At 30.9% G+C, this 19,046-nt stretch carries 12 protein-coding genes; 11 read left to right on the forward strand and 1 reads right to left on the reverse strand.

Translation table 11 applies throughout. The features are described from left to right. Positions 1 to 70: 70 nt before the first annotated feature. The 11 genes from CRN98_RS11425 to hutH all read left to right on the forward strand — a co-directional run bounded on the left by CRN98_RS11425 (position 71) and on the right by hutH (position 17,529). On the forward strand, positions 71 to 1,693 hold the full coding sequence (locus CRN98_RS11425) for a transporter substrate-binding domain-containing protein (protein ID WP_179632115.1): 1,623 nt from the start codon (positions 71 to 73) through the stop codon (positions 1,691 to 1,693). Then, on the forward strand, positions 1,686 to 3,029 hold the full coding sequence (locus CRN98_RS11430; RefSeq protein WP_097027562.1) for a sigma-54-dependent transcriptional regulator: 1,344 nt from the start codon (positions 1,686 to 1,688) through the stop codon (positions 3,027 to 3,029). Before CRN98_RS11425 ends, CRN98_RS11430 begins: the two co-directional genes overlap by 8 nt. A 266-nt stretch (positions 3,030 to 3,295) precedes the next feature. After that, positions 3,296 to 5,323 carry a urocanate hydratase gene (locus tag CRN98_RS11435; protein WP_097027563.1) on the forward strand — a complete coding sequence of 676 codons (2,028 nt, stop codon included), beginning with the start codon at positions 3,296 to 3,298 and terminating at the stop codon, positions 5,321 to 5,323. Positions 5,324 to 5,437: 114 nt separating this feature from the next. After that, positions 5,438 to 6,343: a glutamate formimidoyltransferase gene (gene ftcD, locus CRN98_RS11440; RefSeq protein ID WP_097027564.1), complete on the forward strand. Its 906-nt coding sequence runs from the start codon at positions 5,438 to 5,440 to the stop codon at positions 6,341 to 6,343. 8 nt (positions 6,344 to 6,351) lie between these two features. Then, positions 6,352 to 7,608 (forward strand): imidazolonepropionase, encoded by a 1,257-nt coding sequence (hutI, locus tag CRN98_RS11445; RefSeq protein WP_097027565.1) that lies wholly within the window; start codon positions 6,352 to 6,354, stop codon positions 7,606 to 7,608. Between the two features lie 179 nt (positions 7,609 to 7,787). Beyond that, the gene (locus CRN98_RS11450) at positions 7,788 to 8,387 is read left to right on the forward strand and encodes a trimeric intracellular cation channel family protein (protein ID WP_097027615.1); all 600 of its coding nucleotides are present in this window, start codon (positions 7,788 to 7,790) and stop codon (positions 8,385 to 8,387) included. Between the two features lie 147 nt (positions 8,388 to 8,534). Continuing rightward, positions 8,535 to 11,597 carry an ATP-binding protein gene (locus CRN98_RS11455; RefSeq protein ID WP_097027566.1) on the forward strand — a complete coding sequence of 1,021 codons (3,063 nt, stop codon included), beginning with the start codon at positions 8,535 to 8,537 and terminating at the stop codon, positions 11,595 to 11,597. A 196-nt stretch (positions 11,598 to 11,793) separates the two neighbouring features. Beyond that, entirely contained in the window at positions 11,794 to 13,110 is a 1,317-nt protein-coding gene (locus CRN98_RS11465; protein WP_097027568.1) for a YjiH family protein, read from the forward strand. Between the two features lie 565 nt (positions 13,111 to 13,675). Further along, positions 13,676 to 14,518, forward strand: a complete 843-nt coding sequence (locus CRN98_RS11470) for a histidine racemase CntK family protein (protein ID WP_097027569.1) — start codon at positions 13,676 to 13,678, stop codon at positions 14,516 to 14,518. A 22-nt stretch (positions 14,519 to 14,540) separates the two neighbouring features. Next, on the forward strand, positions 14,541 to 15,848 hold the full coding sequence (locus tag CRN98_RS11475) for a Na+/H+ antiporter family protein (protein ID WP_097027570.1): 1,308 nt from the start codon (positions 14,541 to 14,543) through the stop codon (positions 15,846 to 15,848). A 136-nt stretch (positions 15,849 to 15,984) separates the two neighbouring features. Continuing rightward, a complete protein-coding gene (gene hutH / locus CRN98_RS11480; RefSeq protein WP_097027571.1) occupies positions 15,985 to 17,529 on the forward strand; it encodes a histidine ammonia-lyase in 1,545 nt (514 codons plus the stop codon). A gap of 130 nt (positions 17,530 to 17,659) precedes the next feature. On the opposite strand, the gene CRN98_RS11485 is transcribed toward hutH, so the two are convergent. Then, a complete protein-coding gene (locus tag CRN98_RS11485) occupies positions 17,660 to 18,949 on the reverse strand; it encodes an amidohydrolase family protein (protein ID WP_097027572.1) in 1,290 nt (429 codons plus the stop codon). Positions 18,950 to 19,046 lie beyond the last annotated feature (97 nt).

A 19,046-nucleotide genomic window follows, 5' to 3' on the forward strand; every position in this document is an offset into this window, starting at 1 on the left:
ATTTTACTCATGCAAAATTTTTTTAAACTATTCACTATTAAATATTAACTAAAATTGGGTGGGGATAACTTTGAAACGGAATAAAAAAAATGTATTGATATTTGTGCTAGTTGTATCAATATTAAGTTTAATAATATTTTATGTCTATAAGAATAAGTTTGATATAAAACAACCACAAAATGTTGTACTAGAAGTGGCAGGTGATATAAATTTTCCACCATTTGAATATTTAGATGAAAATCATACATATGTAGGGTTTAATGTGGATTTAATAAGAGCTGTAGCACTACGAAGTGGAATAGAGGTCAAGTTTAATCCTATGAAATGGGAGGATGCTTGTGAAAAGCTTGAGCAGGGAGAAGTAGATATAATACAGGGGATGAAGCGAACAACTGAAAGAGACAAACTGTATGATTTCTCTGAAGAAATACTTACAAATTCTCAAAGTATTTTTGTGTTATCTGAAAATAATTACTTAAATAAATATGAAGATTTAGCTCGTAATACAGTAGCTATACAAAAGGGAGATGTGGCAATTAATAATTTACAAAGCATGGAAAAGGTAAATATAATATTTACAAAGGATCAAGAAGATGCCTTTAAAAAGCTTCTAAATAAAGAAGTAGATGCGTTTATAGGTAATACCTTAACTGGAGTGTATTATGCAAATAAGCTAAGTATAAATAATAAACTAAAAATTGTAGGTGCTCCTTTAAATTCTACAGCATATAGTATTGCGGTAAAAAAAGGAGATAAAGCTACTTTAGAACTTCTAAATAAAGGCATAAAGGAAATAAAAGAAAATGGCACCTATGATATGATTTATAGAAAATGGTTTGGACAATCTTTTAAATACTCTAATTGGTATGTAAAAAATACACTTAAATATTCATTAATAGCTATGTGTACATTTCTTGTAATACTCTTTTGTCTTTATATGTGGAATGACAAGCTTAAAGAAGAAGTGGAAAAGAAAACTAAAAGTTTAGAAATGGCTAATGAATCTTTAAGGAAAAAAGATAGGATGGAATCTCTCGGAATTTTAATGGCGGGTATTGCCCACGAAATAAGAAATCCATTAACATCTATTAAAACTTATGCAGAATTACTCCCTAAAAAATATGATAATCCAAAGTTTAGAGAAATGATAAGCAAAGATATACCTTATGAAATAGAAAGACTTAATAATTTAATAAGTGAGCTTTTAGAGTATTCTAAACCTAAAAAGGCATTTAAAGAAAATGTAAATATATATGAGATTATAGAAAAGATACTAGCTTTAATATCTAATAAAATACAAAAAGAAAAAGTGAAAATAAATATAGATATTACCAAAGATATATTTGTATATGCAGATAAAAATCACCTTAAGCAAATAATTATAAACTTAATATTAAATGGAATAGAAGCGCTTAATAAGGAGCAAAAATCAATAAATATAAGTGCAATGGAGAGCTTGGGTAAGACTTATGTAACGATAGGGGATAATGGTTGTGGCATGGATAAAGAAGAGTTAAATAAAATATATGATCCATTTTATACTACAAAGGCATCTGGAACGGGATTAGGACTTTTTGTATGCTATCAGCTTATGGAAGAAAATAACGGCAAGATTCATGTATCAAGTACAAGAGATGAAGGAACTTCATTTATATTGGAATTTAAGAACTTAGGAGATGATAAAAATGTTTAAGGTATTAGTTATTGATGATGAAAGTTCTATATGCACAGCATTAAGTTTTGCATTAGAAGATAATTATGAGGTTTTTACAGCAAAAGATGAAAAAACTGCGTTAGCTATTATAAATGAAGTGAATATAAATATTATACTTTTAGACTTAAGAATAGGAGATGAAAATGGGCTAGAAGTGTTAAAAAAAATAAAGTTTGTAAATAAAGAAATAATGGTCATCATGATGACTGCCTTTGGAACTATAGAGTCCTCTGTGGAGGCTATAAAAAATGGAGCATTTTATTACATTACAAAACCTATTAATATGGAAGAACTTAGCCTTCTTATGAAAAAAGCTGAGGAGTATATAGGATTAAATAGTAAAATAAAATACTTAAGCGATAAGGTAGAAAAAAATTATAATATAATAGGAAGCTCTTCCAAAATGAAGGAAGTCTTTAATCTTATAGATAGAGTTAAGGATGTAAATATAAATGTATTTATAACAGGAGAAAGCGGCACAGGAAAAGAACTTGTTGCAAGGGCAATTCATTTTAATGCGAAAAGAAAAGACAAGGCTTTTAATGTAATAAATTGCTCAGCAATACCAGATAATCTTTTGGAAAGTGAGCTTTTTGGATATAAAAAAGGTGCTTTTACAGGTGCCACAGAAGATAGGAAAGGTATAATAGAGCTTTCAAATGAAGGTACATTATTTTTAGATGAAATAGGTGATATGGATATAAATCTACAAACAAAGCTTTTAAGAGTGATTCAAGATAGAGAAATAAGACCTGTTGGCTCTAATAAAATTATAAAAGTAGACGTTAGATTTATATCTGCTACAAATAAAAATTTAAAAGAAGAGGTTAAAAGGGGCAATTTTAGACAGGACTTGTTTTATAGATTAAATGTAATAAATATAGAACTTCCTCCTCTAAGAGAAAGAATGGAAGATATACCTGAAATTATAGAATACTTTATAAAAAAGTATAGTAATCAATTTGAAAAGGCAATAAAAGGTATAACAGCAGGAGCTCTACAAGCTTTGGAAAGATACAAATTTAATGGAAATGTGCGTGAACTTCAAAATATATTGGAAAGAGCTGTGGTACTAACAAGAGACGAATATATAGATAAAGAAGATTTGCCTCCAGAAATTTTTGAAAGAGAAAATATACTCCTATTAAAAGATCATCTTATACCAATTTATGTGGGAGAGGATATGAAGACTATAGAAAAAAAGGTTATAGAATATAACCTAAAAAAATTTAAACAAAACAGAAAAAATACTGCGGAAGCTTTGGGAATTAGTGAAAGAAATCTTAGATATAAGATTAAGGAATACGGATTGTAGTAATCACTAGTCTCTAATCTTAGTCGCTAAATTAATTGTTAATTGATATAAATTAAGTTGAAAATAACAATTTTAGAGACTATAGATTACGGAAATGATATGGAACTTTTACCGTCTATAAATATAAACGTCAAAAAAAGTAAAATTTAAGTTAGAAATTTCTGAATTTATAAAATACATAGACGTTTTAACGACGAAGCTTATATATAATAAGAGTATAACATTAATACGCGATATAAATATTTAATATATAGGGGGATTTTAAAATGATAGGAAATTTTGATATTTCAGATGCTATGGAAATTAAACTTGATGATTATTTACCACAAATGCCTAAGGTTGTTCAAGGAATAAGAAGAGCTCCAAATAGAGGTTTTCATCTTACACAGGCACAAACAGAGGTAGCACTTAAAAATGCACTTCGTTATATACCAGAAAAGTATCATGCAGAGTTGATTCCGGAATTCTTAGAAGAGCTTACTACAAAGGGTAGAATTTATGGATATAGATTTCGTCCAGAAGGAAGACTTTACGGAAAGCCAATTGATGAATATAAGGGAAATTGTGTAGAAGGTAAAGCTTTTCAAGTAATGATAGACAATAATTTAGATTTTGATGTTGCACTTTATCCTTATGAGCTTGTAACTTATGGAGAAACAGGTAGCGTGTGCCAAAACTGGATGCAGTATAGATTAATTAAAAAATATTTAGAAGTAATGACTCAAGACCAAACTTTAGTTTTAGAATCAGGACATCCTCTAGGATTATTTAAATCCAAGCCAGAGGCACCAAGAGTAATAATTACAAATGCACTTATGATAGGCATGTTTGATAACTTAAAAGATTGGGAAGTTGCTGAAGAAATGGGAGTTGCAAACTATGGACAAATGACAGCAGGTGGTTGGATGTATATAGGACCACAGGGTATTGTTCATGGAACATTCAACACTATATTAAATGCAGGAAGAACAAAACTTGGAATTCCTAATGATGGAGATTTAAAAGGAAGAATATTTGTAACTTCAGGACTTGGCGGAATGAGTGGTGCTCAAGGTAAAGCAGGAGAAATAGCTAATGCTGTTGCTATAGTTGCGGAAGTTGATAAGTCAAGAGTAGATACAAGACTTGAACAGGGCTGGATTAAAAAATGGTCATCAAACTTAGAAGAAGTTTGGGCAATGGCTGAAGAATCTAAAGCTAAAAAAGAAGCGATGTCTATAGCTTACCATGGTAATATAGTAGATTTACTTCAATATGCAATAGACCACAATATCCATATAGATTTACTTTCAGATCAAACTTCTTGCCATAATGTTTATGAAGGTGGATATTGTCCAGAAGGTATTACATTTGAAGAAAGAACAAGACTTTTAGCAGAAGATCCAGCTAAGTTCAGAGAATTGGTGGACAAGACTTTAAGACATCATTTTGATACTATAAAGACTTTAACTGAAAGAGGAGTATATTTCTTTGACTATGGTAACTCCTTTATGAAGGCTATATACGATGCAGGAGTTAAAGAAATTTCTAAAAATGGAACAGATGAAAAAGATGGATTTATTTGGCCATCCTATGTTGAAGATATCATGGGACCACATTTATTTGACTATGGATATGGACCATTTAGATGGGTATGCTTAAGCGGAAAACATGAAGACTTAAGAAAAACAGACCATGCTGCTATGGAATGTATAGATCCAGAAAGAAGATATCAAGATAGAGATAACTATAACTGGATTAAAGATGCTGAAAAGAATGCATTAGTTGTAGGAACTGAAGCTAGAATATTATATCAAGATGCTATGGGTAGAATCAAAATAGCTCTTAAATTTAATGATATGGTTAGAAAAGGTGAAGTAGGACCTGTAATGCTTGGAAGAGACCATCATGACGTTTCAGGTACAGATTCACCATTTAGAGAAACTTCAAACATTAAAGACGGAAGTAATGTAATGGCTGATATGGCTGTACAGTGCTATGCTGGTAATGCTGCAAGAGGAATGAGCCTAATAGCTCTTCATAATGGTGGTGGAGTTGGTATTGGTAAATCCGTAAATGGTGGATTTGGACTAGTTCTTGACGGAAGTCATAGAGTAGATGAAATAATAAAATCAGCTATGGCATGGGATGTTATGGGCGGAGTTGCTAGACGTTCATGGGCTAGAAATGAACATTCAGTAGAAACTGTTATTGAATACAATAAGATGAACAAAGGAACTGATCATATAACAATTCCATATATTGCAGATGAAAATATGGTAAAAGAAGCAGTAGTAAAAGTTTTTAACAAATAATAATTAATAGATAATAAATAATAATTCAAAATGAAGAGTCGGTTAAATGCCGGCTTTTCTATTAATAACATGTTAACTTATTGAGATATTTAATAAATTATTTACGGAGGATTTATGGGGAATGGGGATAAGATAATAACTTGTGCCCCTAACTTTAGTGAAGGCACAGATATAAAAAAGATAGATAAAATTATGGATGAATTTAGAGGAATTGAAGGTATAAAGCTTTTAGATTATAGTTATAATAAAAGTTTCAATAGATCATCAGCAGTTATAATGGGAAAGCCTAAGGATGTTAAAAATGCAATGATGAATGCAATGGGGATAGCCTTAGAACTTATAGATATGGAAAAACATACTGGAAATCACCCAAGAGTAGGAGCTGTTGATGTGGTACCTTTTATACCATTAAAGAATATGAGTATGTTAGAAGCTATAGTTCTTTCAAAAGAATTTGCAAAGGAAGTATCTCTAAATTATAATATACCAATATTCTTATATGAAAAATCTGCTTCAAGACCTAATAGAGTGGATTTATGCAATATAAGAAGGGGTCAATATGAGGGGATAAAAAATAAACTTAAAAGACCAGAATGGAAACCAGATTTTGGACCTGATAAACCACATCCTACAGGAGGTATTACCATAGTAGGAGCTAGAATGCCTCTAGTATGTTTTAATATAAAGTTTAATACATCAAATGATACACTTATTAAAAAAATAGGTAAAAGCATACGCGGCTCTGAAAGAGGGTTTAAATGTTGTAGGGCATTGGCAGTAAAACCAAGCAGTAATGATACTGTAGATCTTGCTGTGGTTTTAACCGATTATAATAAAACAGGTCTTTATACAGTTTTTGAGATGATTAAAAGAGAAAGTGAAAAATTTGGACTAAATATTATAGGTACCGAAATAAGTGGACTTGTATCTATGGAAGCTTTAGTAAACAGTGCAATGTACTATTTGCAATTAGAGGATTTTTCTATGGAGCAAGTGATAGAATATAAATTAATGGAGTAGGTGATTTTATGTTAAAAGGAAATTTAATAGTAAAAAATGCAGCAGAAATAGTAACGCCTTTAGGAAGCAAAGCAAGCTTTGGTAAGGAAATGGGCAATTTAAATATTATAAAAAATGGAACAGTTGTTATAAGAAATGGTATTATTGAAAAGGTAGGAACTACAGAAGAAATATTAAATGCATATAATGAAGAAGATTTTCAGGTTATAGATGCAGAAGGAAAAGCAATCTTACCAGGATTTGTAGATTCTCATACTCATTTTGTATTTGGGGGATATAGAGCAGAAGAGTTTTCATGGAGACTTAGTGGAGTAAGCTACATGGAAATCATGAATAGAGGAGGGGGCATAGTTAACAGCGTAAGAGGAACAAGAGATGCTTCTGAAGAAGAATTATATAATTTAGGTAAAGAAAGATTAAATTCCATGCTATCCTTTGGAGTAACTACTGTAGAAGGAAAAAGTGGATATGGATTAGACTTGGATACAGAATTAAAACAGCTTAAAGTAATGGATAAATTAAATGAAGAACATCCTGTAGATATATGTAAAACATTTTTAGGTGCTCATGCAGTACCAGCTGAATATAAGGGAAGAACTCAAGAATATATTGATTTCATGCTTGAAGAAGTACTACCAAAAGTTGCAAAGGAAAATTTGGCAGATTTTTGTGATGTATTTTGTGAAAAGGGAGTATTTTCAGTGGAAGAATCCAGAGAAATACTTTTAAAAGCTAAGGAATTAGGTATGAAATTAAAACTTCATGCAGATGAAATAGTACAACTTGGAGGAGCAGAACTTGCTGCAGAATTAGGTGCAGTATCAGCAGATCATCTTTTACATGCATCGGATAAAGGCATAGAGGACATGGCAAAGGCAGGAGTTGTAAGTACTCTTCTTCCAACCACAGCATTTTGCTTAAAAGAGCCATATGCTAGAGGAAGATTTATGATAGACAATGGATGTGCTGTGGCACTTGCTACAGACTTTAATCCAGGCAGCGGATTTACAAATTCTATACCACTTATGTTTGCATTAGCTACAATATATATGAATATGAGTATTGAGGAAGCAATAACAGCAATGACTTTAAACGGTGCTGCAGCTATAGGAAGAGCAGACAGCATAGGAAGTATTGAAGAAGGCAAAAAAGCAGATTTAGTAATATTAAAATATCCTTCTTATAAATTTTTGCCATATCATACTGGAGTAAATATAGTAGAAAAGACTATTAAAGATGGCGTTGTGGTGATGAGTAACCAATAGGCAATGATTAGCCAGCAACCAATCTCTAGGAAAGAAAAGGAAGTTTGTAAAAGGCAAACTTCCTTTTGTAATATATACTAATAATAGGTAAGTTCTTAATATTTGATTTTCTTCTGAATTTTGTTACAATAATAATATGTAAACGACATCAGAAAGTAGGTGAGAAAAATTTGAACCTTATGAGTGCTTTTGAACTTATAGGAACTGTAGCTTTTGCTTTTTCAGGAGCTATAGTTGGAATACGAAAGGAAATGGACATATTTGGGGCAATTATACTTGCTATAACTACAGCTATAGGAGGAGGAATTTTTAGAGATATAGTAGTAGGAATACTGCCACCGACATCCTTTGTAAACCCAACTAATTGCTTTATAAGTATAGCTACAGCAATAATAGTTTTTATTTTTTATAATAGATTGAATAAACTTTCTCATCTTGTACAAATTTCTGATGCTATAGGGCTTGGGGCCTTTACTGCTATAGGAGGAAATGTAGCATTACATACACTTCCTACAAGCTTCATGATAGTATCCTTAGGGCTTTTTACAGGAGTGGGAGGAGGAATACTTAGGGATGTGTTTGCACAGGAAATTCCCTTTGTATTTAGAAAAGAAATATATGCAGTGGCTTCCATACTGGGAGGTATAAGTTTTATACTTACATATAAAAGTTTGGGTATAAATAGAGCTTCATACATATGCTTTTTCGTTACATTTGCAGTTAGAATGATTTCAATAAAACAGGGACTGCATTTACCGGTGGTTAAGGTTAAGAAGTAAGGAGTAAAGCTTAGGGTTCTAAAAGATAGAAATTATAAAGAACATATAGTCTATAAATTGTATTAAAAACTTTAGTTTAGCGATTAGTAACTGGAGATTAAGATCTCCCTAGAACTGGCACCTAGAAAGAAGATTGGGGGGTTGAGAATGAGTAAAATATATGGGAAACTATTTGGTACACCAAAAGTTACAAAGGATGGACAGGAAATATTATTTCCTTATGGAAAGGTAAAGGCTCTTTTTTATTACTTGCTTATAAATAAGCAGGCTAGTCGTGAAGAGTTAGCTGGAATGCTTTGGGCGGAGGAAGATGAAGATATAGCAAAGAAAAATTTGAGAAATGCTATATATAAGATAAAAAAAGCATTTGATGAAGAGGTTATAATCTCTCCTAAAAAGTCTGTAATTTTATTAAATCCAGAGATGGAAATAAAAACAGATGTAGAGGAGTTTTTAAGTAATAAGAAAGATATTAAGGATTACGAAGGGGAATTTTTACAAGGCTTCTTTGTAAAAAATGCAGAAGAATTTGAAAGTTGGTTAGATAAAACTAGAGAACATTACAAGAGCGTATATATATCCTCTTTATATGAAGAAATAGCTTCTAAAATTACAAATGGAGATTCAAAAAATAGCTTAATAGAAAAGTATACAAAAACTCTTATAAGAATAGATGAATTTGATGAAAAAGCATATAGAGCTCTTATGAATTATTATAAAGAGAATAGTAGCTATGGCAAGGCGCTAGAGCTTTATAATAAACTTACAGAAATTTTAGACAAGGAACTTGGAATTTCTCCTGATGAAGAAACTACAGCTATATTTGATTCCATACTTGATAAGATAAATTCTACAGATAAAGAAAGCATTAAAGCAGCTAAGAATTTTTTTTATGGAAGATGTAATGAGCTTAGAATTTTAGAAAATAATTATAATAGCTTTATTAAAGGAACATCTAATGCACGCTCAATCATAATAAAAGGAGAAGCTGGAATAGGTAAATCCCGATTAAAAGAAAGATTTTTAGAAGGAATAGATACAAAAGAAATATTCTTATTTGAAACCAACTGTTATCAATTAGAAAAGGAATATATATTAAAGCCATGGAACAGCATTATTTCTCAAGTGTCAAGTATCTTAAAAGCTAATAATATTAGTATTCCTACTATTTGGGAAGATATTATATCAAATGTTTTTCCTGAGTTTGGAGAAAAAAAAGCTGCATCAAATATAAAATTGCTTGAAAACTTAGATAGTTTAAAATGTGAAATGATAGCGGAAGCATTACTAGATATCTTAAAAAAAATAACAATAAAGAAAAAAATAATAATGATTTTTGATGATATACAATGGATGGATAATTTGAGCTTGCTTATTTTAAGTAGCATAATACTTCACGGAAATAAAAACGATATAATGTTTATGGCAACTTGCAGAAATGAATATGATGAAAATATAGATAATTTCATAACTACAATGAAAAGATATGAAAAAATACATTGTGTAAATCTTGAGAGATTTAATCTAAAAGAAGTAGAAAGTTTTGTGACTAAGGCATTACCTCAAAAAAACTTTTCAAAGGAAGTATTTAAAAAGGTATATGATGAGACAGAAGGCAATGCTTTTTTTATAACTGAATATTTAAATATATTAAAGTCCAAAGGTGATACAAATATAATGTCTGTTAAAATGCAGGATGTATTACAAAGTAGATTTTTATATATTTCTGAAGAAGGAAAAAAGATATTAAATATAGCATCTCTTTTCTTTGATGAAGCGCCTCTAGAGATTATAAAAAATATAACTCAAAAGGATGAACTAGAAATAATTGATATAATAGAAGAACTTACAAATAAATTTATTTTAAAAGAAGTAATAACAGAGAATGGGACAAGTTTTAAGTTTACTCATCAAAAACTTAGAGAATTTGTATATTTGAAGCAATCAGAAGGCAGAAAGAGAATTTTGCATAATAAGATAGCTAGCATATTAGAAAAGCAGCTTAAAAATGATAAGAGTGATATAAATACTTATCATAAACTTATATATCATTTTAGTAGCGGTGATAATGAATTAGCAGCATTAAACTATAGAATAAAAAGCTTAAGCTATTATTTGAACTTTAGTCATGAGCTCTTTCCAATATTATTTAATCAGGAAAGCAATGCGTATAAGTATGCTTATTTTAGTAAACAGCAAACAGAAAAACATCTTAAGCATTTAGAAAAGTCTTTAAAGGAAGTAAAGAAAAAAGAAGTTTATGGAGATGAATTAAAGAAAATTGAAGTTTCATATCTTCATATTAGAGGAAGGTATCTTATAAGAGAAGGGGATTATGATGAAGGTACTGTATTTATAAAAGAAATGATAGAAAAGTCTATAGAAATAAAAGATAATGATTATGCATTAGAAGGCTATAAGCAAATGATATACTATTGCGTACAAACCAATGATACAGAAACTATGGTAAATTACATAGATTTAGCTTTAAATTTAGCAGTGGAATGTAATTATCATAAGGAAATAGGGATACTCTTAAGACTAAAAGGTCTTTATAATATAATGTGCGGAAAATATAATGAAGCGGAAAGACTTTTAAATGAGTCTATAAATATATTTAATGTTACAAAGCAAGTTGCAGATAAATATGCATTAAATATTGCAGCAGCATATAATTATATTGGAGAAATTAGACGATATAATATGAAATTTTCAGAAGCTCTTTCTTATTTTGATAAAGCATTATCTATATGTGAAAATAAGAATGCTCTTGTAAGTCTATCTGTATTTAATATAAATGCAGGACTTTCAGCATTTGATATGGGGGATTATGATAGAGCAAAGGAACATTTTGAAAAGGCATATAATATTTTTGGACAATTAGATTCTATATGGAAAAGATCTATAGTCGAAGCCTTTCTATCACTATTAAATGTAAAGGAAGGAAACTATACAGAAGCTTTAGAGTATTTAAAAAATGCTGATATGTATTCAGAAAGACTTAAAAACCCTCAAGAGTTTGGAATTGTATATAGAGTAAAAGCTGAAATTAAATCTCATATGATTTTAAATGAAGCTTTAAATAAAGTTTTTAGTAAGTATTTAGATAAAGGGGTATCTTATTATTGTGATGAGGCAATTAAATATTTAAAAGAAGCAGGGGATAAATATAGCATTGAAGTTATAGAAGTTATAAAGAGAGGAAACTAGTGCCACCCACATGGCAAGTGACAAGTAAGCAATACTTGTCACTTGTCATGTGGGTGGCACTGCTATTAACACTGCTATTAACAAAGGTGAAAAAATTGGGAATCAGATGGCAGAATCTGTTGAGTTCTTATTTACTAAAATTAGTTAAAATGGTAGAATATAACTATAATAAAACATAATCAATGGGGGGAATTGTATGCAAACGGTTAAAGGTACAAACGCACCTACTAATACTACCAATGTATTTCGTTTTGTGGTATATAGTCTTATAGGAATATTTATGTTCTTTGTTCCTATAAAGATTAAAGGCAGTTCTACTATTCCGATTGATCACATGGTAAACTTTATTAAAGCAGCATCTCCACAGCTTGTCAATATTTATGCACTTATAGTTATAATTCTTGGAGGATTATATCCATTTATTAAAAAAACTTGGAATAAAAATAAAGTAACTTTAGTATTTTCTATTCTTAAACTTATGGGAATTGTAGTTGGAGTTATGATATTCTTTAAGATTGGACCATCTTGGATGTTTGAAGGTGATATGGCACCATTCTTGTTCAATAAGCTGGTTATTCCAGTAGGAGTAATAGTTCCTATAGGTTCAGCATTTCTTGCATTTTTAGTAGGATATGGTCTTATGGAGTTCACAGGAGCTTTAGTACAGCCTATTATGAGACCTGTTTGGAAAACTCCAGGAAGATCTGCTATAGATGCAGTTGCATCCTTTGTTGGAAGTTATTCTATAGCACTATTAATTACAAATAGAGTTTATAAAGAAGGTAAATATACAGCAAAGGAAGCAGCTATAATTGCTACTGGATTTTCGACAGTTTCAGCTACTTTTATGATAATAATATGTAGCACATTAAATATTATGCATCTATGGAACACTTATTTTTGGGTTACATTAATTGTTACATTTATAGTAACTGCTATAACTGCGAGAATATATCCTCTTAGTAAAAAACCAGATACTTACTATACAGGAGTAGGAGACCCAGAGCCCGTTGTGAAGGGGAATAGGCTTAAAAATGCTTGGGATGAAGGTATGAAATCAGCGGCTCAAGCAGTACCGCTAGGGAAAAATATAAAGGATAATTTGAGAGATGGATTTATAATGGCAATGGGAATACTACCCTCCATATTGTCTGTAGGATTTTTAGGACTTATACTTGCAAAGTATACTCCTGTGTTTGATATATTAGGTTATATTTTTTATCCATTTACTTTAGCATTAAAGATTCCAGAACCACTTTTAGCAGCTAAAGCTTCTTCGGTTGAAATAGCAGAGATGTTTTTACCTGCGATGCTAGTAGTTGGGGCACCACTTGTAACTAAATTTATTATAGCTGTAGTATCAGTTTCTTCCATATTATTCTTTTCAGCTTCAATACCATGTATTTTATCCACGGATATTCCAATTAGCTTAACAGATATAGTTATAATTTGGATTGAAAGAACTATATTTACATTAATATTAACTGCACCAATTGCATTTCTCATACTGTGAGTGATTGGTGTATCTTATTAACGTAAATTAGAAATTAATGACGAAAAAAGATTACTCTTGATTTGAGCAATCTTTTTTTATTGTATTTATTTGTAGAAAATGCTATACACAGAGTTTTAATATATTGTTTTAATAATTTATTAAGATAAATTATTAAAGTGATAATGAATTAAAAAGATGCTTTGATAGTAAGTTAATAGTTTAATAAATTACTGAATTATTTCATTGTGTTGAAAATTTGAAATATTTTATTTATTTTTAAGCTGACAAGTGAGGCAATTTAGTATAATAAATTGAGAAAGTAATAAAGACATTTGACGTTTTATAGACGGTAATATTCCCTAAAATAGGTGCATATAATAGAAGAATATAGCTTTTTCATAAAAATACAAGTGAATTATTTCCAAATTATAGTATATAATTTATAATAAAGGATAATGAAGGTATAAAGTCATAATAATATTTTTATTTTTTTAAAAATTCACAATAGACTATTATTTGACGAAGATTATGATATAATAGTCTTGTAAAACATGAGGTTAAGGTTTGAGGGGAGGGGTTAGGTATTAAGCTAAATTTTGTAAAAGTAAGTCCAGTGGAAAATATGACGGTGTTTATAAAGGACAACTTACCTAGAAGAACACATAAGGATATAGCAAAAAAAATAATGCAGTATGGAAATATATATGCAGAACAAGTTGGATTTATTGAAACACCAGTTACAGAAGAAGGTAAAAAAAAGGAAACTTTAAGACTTCAAATGATGGGTGGAGAATTTTGCGGAAATGCAGCTAGATCCTTGGCAGCCTATATGGTATATAGCTCTTATCCAAGTTTAAATAAGGTTGAAGATAAATACTTGATAGAGTTAGAGGTATCTGGAGCAAGGGATATGGTTTTGTGTGAAGTATCCACTACAGAAAATAATAATGAATTTTATTCCAAGATTAATATGCCTTTACCAGTAAGTATAGATAAAATTAAATTCAGTTATGAAAACGGTTTGTTAAATATAATAAAAGTAGAACTTCCTGGTATAATTCACTTTATAGTAGATTGTGATGGAATAAAAGATAAACAAGACTTTTTTACAAAATTTAAATCTGAGCTTAATTTAGACAAGCTTGATGCTTTTGGGGTAATGTTTTATGAACCTCGTAAAACCTTTTTAGAGCCACTAGTATATGTGAGAGAAACTGAAAGCTTATTTTGGGAAAGAAGTTGTGTTTCAGGTACTACGGCCTTAGCTTATGCATTATCTTATGATAAAAAAGAAAATTTAAATATAGAAATAAATGAGCCAGGTGGAAAACTTTTAGTTGAAGTAAACTGGTGTGAAGGAAAAATAAAAAGTATAAAATTGGATGGAAAAGTTACCATCGTAGCAGAGGGGACTTTACACATATAAAAATTAAAAAGGGGGAATTATTATGCTATTATTAAACCCGGTTATATTATCAGTTATTATAATGTCAGCACTGTGTCTTTTAAAGCTAAATGTTATGCTAGCAATACTTATAGCTGCAATTGTTGCAGGTTTGGCTGCTGGAATGCCAATAGCAGACACCATGACAACTTTAATAGGGGGCATGGGTGGAAACTCAGAAACAGCATTAAGCTACGTATTACTTGGAGCTTTAGCTGTTGCAATCAATAAGACAGGCCTTGCTACAATACTTGCAAAAAAAATTGCAAAGGTAGTTAAGGGAAAAGCTATAGTGTTTACATTACTTATTGCATTTGTAGCTTGTTTTTCACAAAATCTTATTCCAGTACACATTGCATTTATTCCAATTTTGATACCACCACTAATTCCTTTAATGAATAAGATGAAAATAGATAGAAGAGCAGTAGCTTGTGCATTAACCTTTGGTCTTAAGGCACCTTATGTAACATTACCAGTAGGATTTGGACTTATATTCCATAACACTATAAGAGACCAGATGATACAAAATGGAGTTAATGTAACAACTAGTGACGTTGCATCAGTAATGTGGATAGGCGGAGCAAGTATGGTTATAGGCTTATTCCTTGCAGTATTCATATTCTATAGAAAACCAAGAGAATATAGAGAAATGATGATGAATGAAGCTGATGAGGCAGCAGCAGCAGTGGATGAAAAGATGACAGGTAAACACTGGCTTGCATTACTTGGAGCAGTAGCTGCATTTGTGGTTCAGCTTTTAACAAAATCTCTTCCACTTGGAGCATTGGCAGGTTTAGTAATTATGGTGTTAACAAAATCAATAGTATGGAAAGATGTAGACGAACTTATGGATGGCGGAATGAAACTTATGGGATTCATAGCTTTCGTAATGCTTGTGGCAGCAGGATATGGTAACGTTTTAAGAGAAACAGGAGCTATAGAAGCGCTAGTTACTGCTACAGCAGGTATGATAGGAGGTAAAATGGGAGGAGCATTCTTAATGCTTTTCGTTGGACTAGTTGTAACAATGGGTATAGGAACATCCTTTGGTACAGTTCCAATTATAGCGGCTATATACTGCCCGCTTGGAATAAAACTTGGAATGAGTCCAGCTTTAATTATACTTTTATTAGGTATAGCAGCAGCACTTGGAGATGCAGGTTCACCAGCTTCAGATAGTACACTTGGACCTACTTCTGGATTAAGTGTAGATGGACAACATGATCACATTTGGGATACTTGTGTACCAACATTTATATTCTATGATATACCATTATTCCTAGCAGGTATGGTTGGAGCAATGTTTTTATAATAATTGATAAGTAAGAATTAATAAATAATAATTTAGGTTGAAATTCAGCTTTAGCTGAATTTCTTCCATAATTATGGCATGGACAACAATAGTTTTAAATTAACATAAATACATAACTGAAAGGGAGGAACTTAAGATGAAAGAAATAAGAGAAGTATTATTAACTGGAAATGACTTAACTTTAGAGGAAGTGGTATCTGTAGCTAGATATGGTGCTAAAGTTTTTTTAAGTGAGGAAGCTAAAAATGGCGTATTAGAATCAAGAAAGATTATTGATGATATAGTTGAAAATGAAAGAGTAGTGTATGGAGTAACTACAGGATTTGGTGAATTTTGTAATGTGAGTATATCAAAAGAAGATTGTAAAACATTGCAAGAAAATCTTATTCGTTCACATGCTTGTGGATATGGACCAAAATTCTCTGCAGATATAGTAAGGACTATAATGCTAACAAGAGCAAATGCATTAGCAAAGGGATATTCAGGAATAAGAATAGGAACATTAAATACATTAATATCAATGTTAAATGCAGGAGTACATCCACAAATACCTGAAAAAGGATCTCTTGGGGCATCAGGAGACTTAGCACCACTTGCTCACATGGTTCTACCAATGCTTGGACTTGGCGAAGCTGAATATAATGGAGAAGTAATGTCAGGTAAAGAAGCTATGGAGAAAGCAGGAGTTGAAGTAATTGAATTAGATGCTAAAGAAGGACTAGCTTTAATCAATGGAACTCAGGTTTTAACATCAACAGGAGCGTTAGCAACATATGATGCAATTGAACTTTTAAAAGTTAGTGATATAGTAGCAGCTCTTTCAATGGAAGCATTAAGAGGTATTACAGATGCATTTGACTCTAGAACTCACGTAATAAGAGCTCACGAAGGACAAATGGCTACAGCAAGAAATATCTTAAAATTAGTTGAGGGAAGTACTTATGTAACAAGACAAGGAGAACTTAGAGTGCAGGATGCTTACTCACTAAGATGCGTACCTCAAATTCATGGAGCTAGCAAGGATACTATTGATTATGTTCAGAAAAAAGTTGAAATAGAAATCAATTCAGTTACAGACAATCCAATAATAACAAGAGAAGGAGATGTAATTTCTGGAGGTAACTTCCACGGAGAACCAATGGCACAACCTTTTGACTTCTTAGGAATTGGAGCAGCAGAAATTGCAAACGTATCAGAAAGAAGAATTGAAAGACTTATAAATCATCAATTAAATGACTTGCCAGCATTCCTTGCAAAGCATGGTGGATTAAACTCTGGATTTATGATAACTCAGTATGCAGCAGCAGCTTTAGTATCAGAAAATAAAGTTCTTGCTCACCCTGCATCAGTAGACTCCATTCCATCTTCAGCTAACCAAGAAGACTTAGTAAGTATGGGAACAATAGCTGCAAGAAAGGCAAGAGATATAATCGACAATGCTAAGAGAGTAGTGGCAACAGAAATGATGGCAGCATGCCAAGCTATAGATTTTAGAAAAGATAAAGGTTTCGAATTAGGAAAAGGAACTAAAGAAGCATATAAAGTAGTAAGAGAATCTTTAGACTTCATAGAATTTGATACTGATATACAGATGTATAAAGAATTGGATAAAGCTACAGAATTAATAAGCAGCGGAAAGTTATTAGAAGCAGTTGAAAAATTAGTTAAATTAGAGCACTAAAAGAAAAGCCATCTCACAGTTAATAGTGAGGTGGCTTTTTATACAAAAATAATGATTAAAAATTTAAAGCATACATAGATTTCGATTAAAATCCATGTATGCTACTTTTATAGAAAAACATTAGTATATTTTAATCAACAAATAATTTGGATAATAAGTTCTTAAGTGGAGTTTCAATATCCTTGTCCATGTCTAAAGTAATTAAAATTCCGTCCTTAACCACATTTTTGGAGCTTACAAATACATCAGATACATAGCCTTCTTTATTAGTTACTTTTACATCACAAAAATGACCATTATCAAGTGTTCCAATGCATCCTTGGTTAAATTTAAATGGGGTTTTACCTAGAGAATTAATTACTTCAGGATTAATATTTGTAAATTTATTTTTTAGAAAGTTACGTTCTCCTGTTACTGATAAATCATCATTACTAGCTTCTCCATCGGTACCTAGATATAATGGTATATTCATTTCTAAGAATTTTTCTAAGTTAGCTTCTCCAGCCTTTATTCTTTCATTCATTCTTGGGTTTAATACAACATTCATATTATATTTCTTGATAACTTCATATTCTTCATCATCAAGCCAGATACAATCGGATAAAATTACATGCTCAAGACTTTTAATTTCTTTATTTTTAAGTAAGGATTCTAAGAACTTTAATGGACGCATACCGTATAACTCAAGGGATAAGTCTACATCTCCTTTATCTTCCGATAGATGAAATTGAATATACTTTCCATTTTCAAAAGCTAAATTAATTCCTTTTACTATAGCCTCTTTTGTGGAAGCGTGTATGCTGTGAAGTGAAGGAGCAACTATTATATCCTTATCACACATTTCTCCAAATAACATGTAAAAATTCATTTCTGCTTCGTCGACAGTTTCGAAATAACTTTTTTGAGAGTTCTTTTTTGATTCATATGCATTTTCAGTTAATATATCATAATTCATTCTGCCAAAATAAAGTCTAATGCCTGTGTCTTTTGCAGCCCTTAATACTTCTTTATCTAAAGTGTTGCCTTTATTGCCATGGCAATAAAAGGATACCATAACTGATGTAACTCCAAGTGTAAGCATACGAGAAAATGCTCTTAAACATCCATAATATATGTATTCAGGTTGTAGTTTTACGCTATATTTATAGATTGTATTACGGCACCAAGTTCCTAGATCCCAAGATTTATCTACAATATCTGTATATATAGATTGTTCGGGATGAGAATGAGCATTAAAATCTCCAGCTTCTATTATATATTCATTTGAATAATCATACACTATTCCTGGAAATTTACCTTGAAAAACTTCATCTAACTTAATTTCCTCAATTAGGCCTGTATTTAAATTTGAAATAATATAACCAGGATGCACCTCCGTATCTTTTTTAATATTTCCGTTAATAAGAATTCTTTCTTCCATAGTTATCCTCTTTTCTATTTATATTAGTTATTATGAGTATTCTGCAAAAACTCTAAGATTCCTTTTAAAAATGCTAAAGGTTTCTTAAATATCCAGT

This window comes from Clostridium peptidivorans, assembly GCF_900205925.1.
GTDB classification, from domain to species: domain Bacteria; phylum Bacillota; class Clostridia; order Clostridiales; family Clostridiaceae; genus Clostridium_AK; species Clostridium_AK peptidivorans.